Here is a 6633-nt window from a genome sequence, read left to right on the forward strand (position 1 = left end):
TTGATTTCATTTTGGTTTGATGAATTCATTTCTGCAAGATGAAAGGAAGTGAAGTCGCATAAAATGAGCATCCACAAGTAAAATATGTAAATGGCGGTTGAGTCACTTCAACACTTAACGATAACAGAGTCTTTGAAAACTTTAATGTGGACTTGGTGGTGAAAGCGAAGGTGAGCTCACCGGAGCTATTGGCGTATATCGAGCGTTATATGCCAGTAATCAGAAAGTCAATAGCAGCAATGATTTCGTTTCTAAATGTACTCAATTCATTGACTGGATCACGTAAGATCTTAGTCGGCACACTTGCCATTTGGTGAGTGAGGATCACGAAGTCACCTTCATCAATATGGATTACTGGGCATAGGTGAGTAGGGGCTTTCTTTTCTAACATTTCAACTGGTGTTAATGGGATCACCAGTCGGGTATTTAGCGTATCAAGCATTTCACTTTGAACATCAACAAAGTATGGATAAGCGGTAGCAGTGCTTTTATCGTTATTTTGGTATAGTGAAAACTGTGACATTAGAATATTCTGTAAGAATCGGAAAACAGACTGTGGTTTTCGGTTAGTTCGTTGCAAGCACTGATAGCATCAGCATTCTGCTCCAACCACTCAGTCTTACGGCGTTGGCTAACTTCTTTTTCAAGCGCTTTTTCCATTGTTGCTGAGAGGTTTATATTCAGGCGCTTAGCTTCAGCGAGTAATTCGCTATTTAAGCTTAAGTTTGCAGCTTTTTTAGGCGCTTGCGTGCTATATGCGTTTCTCATGATAATTACCTATGCGTATTTAATGTGCGCATTAAGTATAGGTACATGAAAGGCATATAACAAGCGGGTATGAATCACATGGCTATTGTTGGCACCCCTCACCTTCACAGAAAAGATTGGTAAAACAACTTTAAGTTGTTAATGGGTGAATTTACAACGTAAAAGTTGTTAAGAGGGGTTGGAACAACTGGTAGGTTGTGTGGTGGAATGAAAAGCGTAGAAGAAATTGCAACCTTGCTTACTGAGCAACGCAGAAAGATCGGTATCGAGCAAAAAGACATGTACATGCGGATTGGCATGAAGCAGCAACAATATCAGCGCATTGAAGCGGGCAGTGATGTAAAGCTATCCACTTTGCTTAGGGTATTGGAGGGCTCGACTTGGAACTCTCGATCACGCCCAAAGGCAGAAAAGAGCATTCAGCTCTTCAAGCGAGTGCTATTCAAGGTCAGGGCGAAGCCGCAAAAAGTGACCAATTATCAGATGACGGGGATGACCTTGGTTTTTGGTTTGGCTCTGAGGATAAATAATGAGTAAGCAGATAGAGAGGGTTGAAGGCCTGAATATTCAGCTTCATGGTATCGATGTTGCAGTTATTACTCACTATGCTGGCGGCAAAAACATTCTGACTTTCAATCCTGATTTTGCCGCCATACTAGAGTACCAACGCCCTGTTTTTACTTTGAGGCAGTTGCTTGACCCTGCTTATTTGAATAAGCCGCAAATTAGAACCGATAAGATTCCCCCAGTCCTGTCAAATCTGTTGCCTGAGGGGGCGCTAAGAGAACTGACAGCGCGAGCCACACCAACAATGAGTTTTCAATCCTTGCATATCTAGGCTCCAATTTGCCGGGAGCCATTATTGCTCAGCCAATAAAAGCAGGGGATTTACCTGATTGGGCGTTGGAGCAACGGCTATCGACAGAGCCTCAACAGATTGATGTTAAGCATGCCGATACCAAGTTCTCTTTGGCTGGTGTACAGATGAAGTTCTCGTCGTCTCACGTGGATGGCCGTTACCATATCGATCAGGAAATCTCTGAAGATATGTGGATTGTAATAACACCATCGACGGTTCAAAAAGGTGTACCTGTCAATGAGTATACCTGTATGAAGCTGGCTGAAGCCGCTGGGGCAGACATTCCGGAAGTACGACTGCTCGAACTGAGCGAGCTGGAAGGGTTACCAAGTATCCGATTGCCAGATGAGCAGTACGCCTATGGTATTAAGCGGTTTGATCGCGGCAGCGCTGGTCGTATTCATACTGAGGACTTTGCACAAGTTTTCGGTCTCTATCCCTCAGATAAGTATCAAAAGGTCAATTATGAGCAACTTGGCAACGTGCTTTATCGAACAAGCTCAGAGCGTTTGAAGGATATCCAACAAATAGCTCGAAGACTGCTTATCAATATCTTGCTTGGCAACGGTGATGCCCACTTAAAGAATTGGACGTTGATATACGGTGATAGGCATTCGTCCAGATTATCCCCACTTTATGACGTGGTGTTTACCACACCATACATTGAGCACGATAGTTTTGCTCTTAACATGTTGGGCACTAAACATTGGTTTGAAATTATGATGGATCACTTTAAAACGTGGTCAGATAAAGTGGGGGGGCATGGGTTGCTATTAAGCCTCATCTACTGGATGTGATGAGCAAAGCTCGAGAGCAGTGGCCTCACTTGTTGGAAGATCTTCCGATGATTGATGAACACCAAGAAGCTTTAAAACAGCATTGGCAGCAATTGCATGAAGACTTCGCAATTTAACTAGGCGGTCTGTGAGCCTTTGACTGATACCGTGCATATCTAACAGTTCAGACTTTTGGCTGTTAGATTCAATTTCAAGTAACGACTTTACATGGGTTCATGTTGAATCTACTTGGCGGGTTGATCGCGCACAGTCTGAAACCAGAAAAGCCATCGCTTAACATCACGAACGCTGAAAAAACAGGGTTGATGGCGATGGCTTAAACTGAACTGAGGGTAATTATCGTAAGTCTTCTAGACTCATGCCTCGATAACTCACCTTATAGTCTTTAAACTTTGTCAATAGCTTCTGTGATTTGGCAATCAGTTGAGTTTGACTGTAGCGCTTAATGTTTCTTTTCACCTCAATAAACACCACCTCTTTATTCATATCATTGACAGCCACGATGTCAATTTCGTTTTGGTTGCCCTTCTCCCAATAAGTACCAATTTGATTGTATTCGCCAGATTCGGCCAGTTGTAATTTAATGACTCTTTCTAACCATATGCCACTGTATTGCTCAAAATCGCGATCAATTACTTGTTGGATGTACTTTAGGTTCCCCACTTCTACGCTACTTTGGTTCTTGTGGATGTAGCGAAACCAGAAGTTAAGAAAGGCGTCTTTGATCTGATATTTTACGATGCGTCCCCCTGGTTTGCTGAAAATGGGTACGACTCGCTCAATAATATCGAACTCGTCTTCCAGCTTTTTAAGTTGTGGCCCTACCGAGTATTGCAGTATTGATTCGATGTCACTGCGACTGGTTTTTCCAGAAGCTATTGCAGAGAGAATGGAGAAGTAATTGCTTTGTTCACTGCCAAACTCTTCGGTCAGTCGATATTTACCTTCATCCAAGCTCAGTGAAAATTCACTGATTAATTGCGGCCATAATGGCTCTGAGTGATCACACTGCACTAACCATTCAAGATACTTGGGTACCCCACCACTAAAACAATACCATTGCAGCAATGCCTCCGGGGTAAAACACGAATGATCGTGCATCATCTCTTTGATAAAGCTCGGTTTAAGGGGCAGTAAGTCGATACGGTGATCCGCTCTTCCAAATAGGGGCTGTTTACTGTTTTGAAACAGGTGAGTCATCATTGAATAGAGTGAGCCACAGCAGATCAGATGCATCTTGGAGTTCAATCGGTAGCTGTCCCATAAATTCTGCATATCTGAGAAGAAGCTTGGGTTAATTTTTTGCAGATCTTGAAACTCGTCGATGATCAGTGTGATAGGCGTGGATTTTGCGTACGTTAAGAGAATTTCAAGTAACGATTTTAAAGAATCCGGTTTACCGTAAATGGGCAGATCGAGTTGTTCTTTGATTTGTTCAGTAAACTCCTCACATAAAAGCGGTTCCGCTTTTCTTGAGACAAAAAGATACACAACGTTGGGAGCTGTAAATGCCTTTTTGAGTAGGGTGGTTTTACCTACACGTCTACGGCCGACCATCACTGTGAGTTGACCATGTTTAGTGTGTGCCGTGCTAGTCCACTTTTGTAGATTTAATAACTCGGATTGTCGGTTGTAGAACTTCATGATTACACTCTTAAATAATTACTGTAGTAACTATTACAGTAATTTTGTTATCGGTAAATGAAATTTGAGAGAAAAGTAAGGCGCACGTACGCTTATACTTGGCGATTTATATGAGATCAGACCGGATAAGCGCCATAGGTATCTACACATGTTGAGCAAAAAACGAACTGGCCAACTCTTTCATCCTATTGATTTCCTCTGTCGTGTAAGTGTTCAATACCTCGCACATTTGTAAGTGATCTGCTCCAGCCTGGCTGATGAAATGGTCTTCCTCTCACTTTAGTTAGCAACATGTTGGGGCAAACCCCATCAAAACCACAGCAAGTGTTAGGTGGGCTACAAGCTCTCTAACAATTGATTTGTTGATAAATGAAGCAATGTGTCATTTTCCCTCTTTACAATCGCTTTGCTGCAATCTTATAAACTTGATTACGCCCACGCTTACCAACTGCCACTACAGAAACAATCACTTCTTGATCTCTCACCTGATAAACAAGTCGATATCCCGCACTTCTCAGCTTAATCTTGTAGCAGTTTTGCTGGCTGCTTAACTTTGCCGCTGACACATGTGGATTTTCTAGACGTTCAATCAGCTTCTTTTTAAACTGAGATCTAATGGTGCTATCCAACTTGTACCAATCTTTCTCAGCCTCAACCTTGAAAACTAACTTATAAGTCATCGATGTTTATCTCTATTTCGTCTGAATGCTCACGTTCTTTAACTAATTGAGCAAGTTCAATATCTTCCAGTTTATCCATTAGCATTTCATAAGCATCAGCAGGAACACAGTAGAATGCAGGTTGATTGCGATTCAATACTGCAACGGGAAACCCATCAGCTTGTTCAATGACTGCCATAGGGTTTTTTTTCAGCTCGCTAATACTAGTTGAGTTGTCAGCGAGAATAGGACGAACTGTTACCATAATTTAATCCTTAATGACCATTTAACAATGCTATTAATAAGTCTTTAAGATTGCAAAGTCAATAAAAAGACCTGTTGGAAGGTCTTTTTATGCCACATTCGTTATTGTTGTTTAGCAATTTCGCTGCCATATCTCCTGCCGTTATTCCCGTGTTATCAGTGGTGCTAGTCTTGCCACTGCCAAGGCTGCTGCCTGTACTGATATCGGTTGAGCTGAAACGACACCGGTTTCTTGATGGTCGTGTAGCTGTAACACTGCCTGTTATGCGGCTTATCGATAATGACGGTCTTCTCGCCATAACAAATATTACTGCGTGGATCTTGGCAATGTTCATACAAAGCAAAAGATAACGCTTGGCACCATTGAAGGTGTTTTTCCCACACCATCGACCTATCTAAATGCCCATCCGTTTGTTTAAGTGCGTAATAGTACTTCGCTAAAGTCAGCCCTGGGGACTGAGCGTGTAATCGAACATCGTGAAACATAACTATGCCTGAGGTCATCATACTGTCGGCGTACTTATCGAGTACCGATTGCAACGTTGGATCCTCTATAAAACGCTCATAACATTGCTTGGCTATCGATTCTAAACGGCGTTGTTCGTTCAATGAACTTAACGCTATTTCTTGTTTGTTACCGATGAGTGTATAAACCGAAGGCAGTTCAGAGCCTAATGCAAAGGCGCACAGTTGATCATTATCCGTTAGGTTTTGACGGAAGTATTGAGCGCGGTTAAAGGTCAGTATCATCATGCTGCGCCTCCTAACATCATATCGTTAAACGCGTTTCCGTCTTGTCTAGAAGCATTGGCGACATAAGGGGCGTACACCTCAAACAGTAGTTTGGTATCGCTGTGTCCTAACTTGTGGGAGATAAAAAGTGGATTCTCATGCGCGGCAATGTGCAGCACCGCAGCTGTGTGGCGCGTCTCGTAGGCGCGACGTGGTTTCAGGCCTGCTTTTTTCAACGTTGGGTGCCAAACATGCTTGCTGATGTAATGCGTATCTAACCCTTGTCCTGTTTTGGAGGGAAACACAAATGGGCTGTTGTCTTGTCTTTTGTTCCACTGACGCTTGAACGCGGCGTATAAGGTGTCACACATCTGTAAATCACGACGAGATTTGGGTGTTTTCACATCGCAAATTTCCCCATTCACATAATTTTGTCTCACACGAATCAATCGATGGTCAAAATCGATGTGCTCCCAATGCAGTCCATGTACCTCACAGCTTCGCATCCCCGTCCAAAATCGCAGTAAAAAGTAATCATGCCACTGCTCATCACAGCATTTTAAGAAAGTACGCACTTCCTCCATGGTCAGCGGTTTAGAATCCGCCTTTTCTTCTTTCAGAGATTTGTAGCGTCTAAATGGGTACTTGAAGCCATGCTCTTCGGCGGCAAGACTGATGATGGCGATCAGTGGCCATAAAATATTATTGATGCGTTTGTTGGTGAGTTTACGTGTACCATCCTTTTTTCGACCTTCTTGCAGCGTCTGACGGAAAAAATCGACTTGGGATAATGACACTTCAGAAACCAACGTGTTTCCAAAGTGCGGGAGGAGGTAGTGTTCAAGCGTATTTCTGACCACACCTTGGTAGCTGCTTTTCCAATTGCCTTTTTGACGCTCATACCACTGAT

The 6633-nt window shown here is 42.8% G+C and carries 10 protein-coding genes; 3 read left to right on the plus strand and 7 right to left on the minus strand.

Going from position 1 to position 6633, the window contains the following annotated elements:
- Window positions 1-205: 205 nt before the first annotated feature.
- Complete coding sequence (locus tag H5300_RS16225; protein ID WP_020838906.1) at window positions 206-523, minus strand: CcdB family protein; 318 nt, start codon at window positions 521-523, stop codon at window positions 206-208.
- Complete coding sequence (locus H5300_RS16230; protein ID WP_135455622.1) at window positions 523-768, minus strand: type II toxin-antitoxin system CcdA family antitoxin; 246 nt, start codon at window positions 766-768, stop codon at window positions 523-525. Before H5300_RS16230 ends, H5300_RS16225 begins: the two co-directional genes overlap by 1 nt.
- 207 nt (window positions 769-975) lie before the next feature.
- On the opposite strand from H5300_RS16230, the gene H5300_RS16235 reads away from it, so the two are divergent.
- Genes H5300_RS16235 through H5300_RS16240 form a run of 3 tightly spaced genes read left to right on the plus strand, consistent with a single transcriptional unit; the run spans window position 976 to window position 2424 of the window.
- Entirely contained in the window at window positions 976-1305 is a 330-nt protein-coding gene (locus H5300_RS16235; RefSeq protein ID WP_259397695.1) for a helix-turn-helix domain-containing protein, read from the plus strand.
- Window positions 1298-1606: a HipA N-terminal domain-containing protein gene (locus H5300_RS27985; RefSeq protein ID WP_259397696.1), complete on the plus strand. Its 309-nt coding sequence runs from the start codon at window positions 1298-1300 to the stop codon at window positions 1604-1606. Before H5300_RS16235 ends, H5300_RS27985 begins: the two co-directional genes overlap by 8 nt.
- An 8-nt stretch (window positions 1607-1614) precedes the next feature.
- Complete coding sequence (locus tag H5300_RS16240) at window positions 1615-2424, plus strand: type II toxin-antitoxin system HipA family toxin (RefSeq protein WP_259397697.1); 810 nt, start codon at window positions 1615-1617, stop codon at window positions 2422-2424.
- A gap of 336 nt (window positions 2425-2760) precedes the next feature.
- Here H5300_RS16240 and H5300_RS16245 read toward each other — a convergent pair whose 3' ends face one another.
- The 5 genes from H5300_RS16245 to H5300_RS16265 all read right to left on the minus strand — a co-directional run.
- Window positions 2761-4068 carry an ATP-binding protein gene (locus H5300_RS16245; protein ID WP_220503513.1) on the minus strand — a complete coding sequence of 436 codons (1308 nt, stop codon included), beginning with the start codon at window positions 4066-4068 and terminating at the stop codon, window positions 2761-2763.
- 395 nt (window positions 4069-4463) lie between these two features.
- Window positions 4464-4748 carry a type II toxin-antitoxin system RelE/ParE family toxin gene (locus H5300_RS16250; RefSeq protein WP_182796423.1) on the minus strand — a complete coding sequence of 95 codons (285 nt, stop codon included), beginning with the start codon at window positions 4746-4748 and terminating at the stop codon, window positions 4464-4466.
- Entirely contained in the window at window positions 4738-4992 is a 255-nt protein-coding gene (locus H5300_RS16255; RefSeq protein WP_182796424.1) for a type II toxin-antitoxin system Phd/YefM family antitoxin, read from the minus strand. Before H5300_RS16255 ends, H5300_RS16250 begins: the two co-directional genes overlap by 11 nt.
- A 164-nt stretch (window positions 4993-5156) precedes the next feature.
- A complete protein-coding gene (locus H5300_RS16260; protein WP_182796425.1) occupies window positions 5157-5744 on the minus strand; it encodes a hypothetical protein in 588 nt (195 codons plus the stop codon).
- A partial coding sequence (locus H5300_RS16265; RefSeq protein ID WP_182796426.1) for a site-specific integrase occupies window positions 5741-6633 on the minus strand: 893 nt, incomplete at its 5' end. The genes H5300_RS16265 and H5300_RS16260, both read right to left, overlap by 4 nt.

This window comes from Vibrio sp. SG41-7 (assembly GCF_014164465.1).
Lineage (GTDB): Bacteria > Pseudomonadota > Gammaproteobacteria > Enterobacterales > Vibrionaceae > Vibrio > Vibrio splendidus.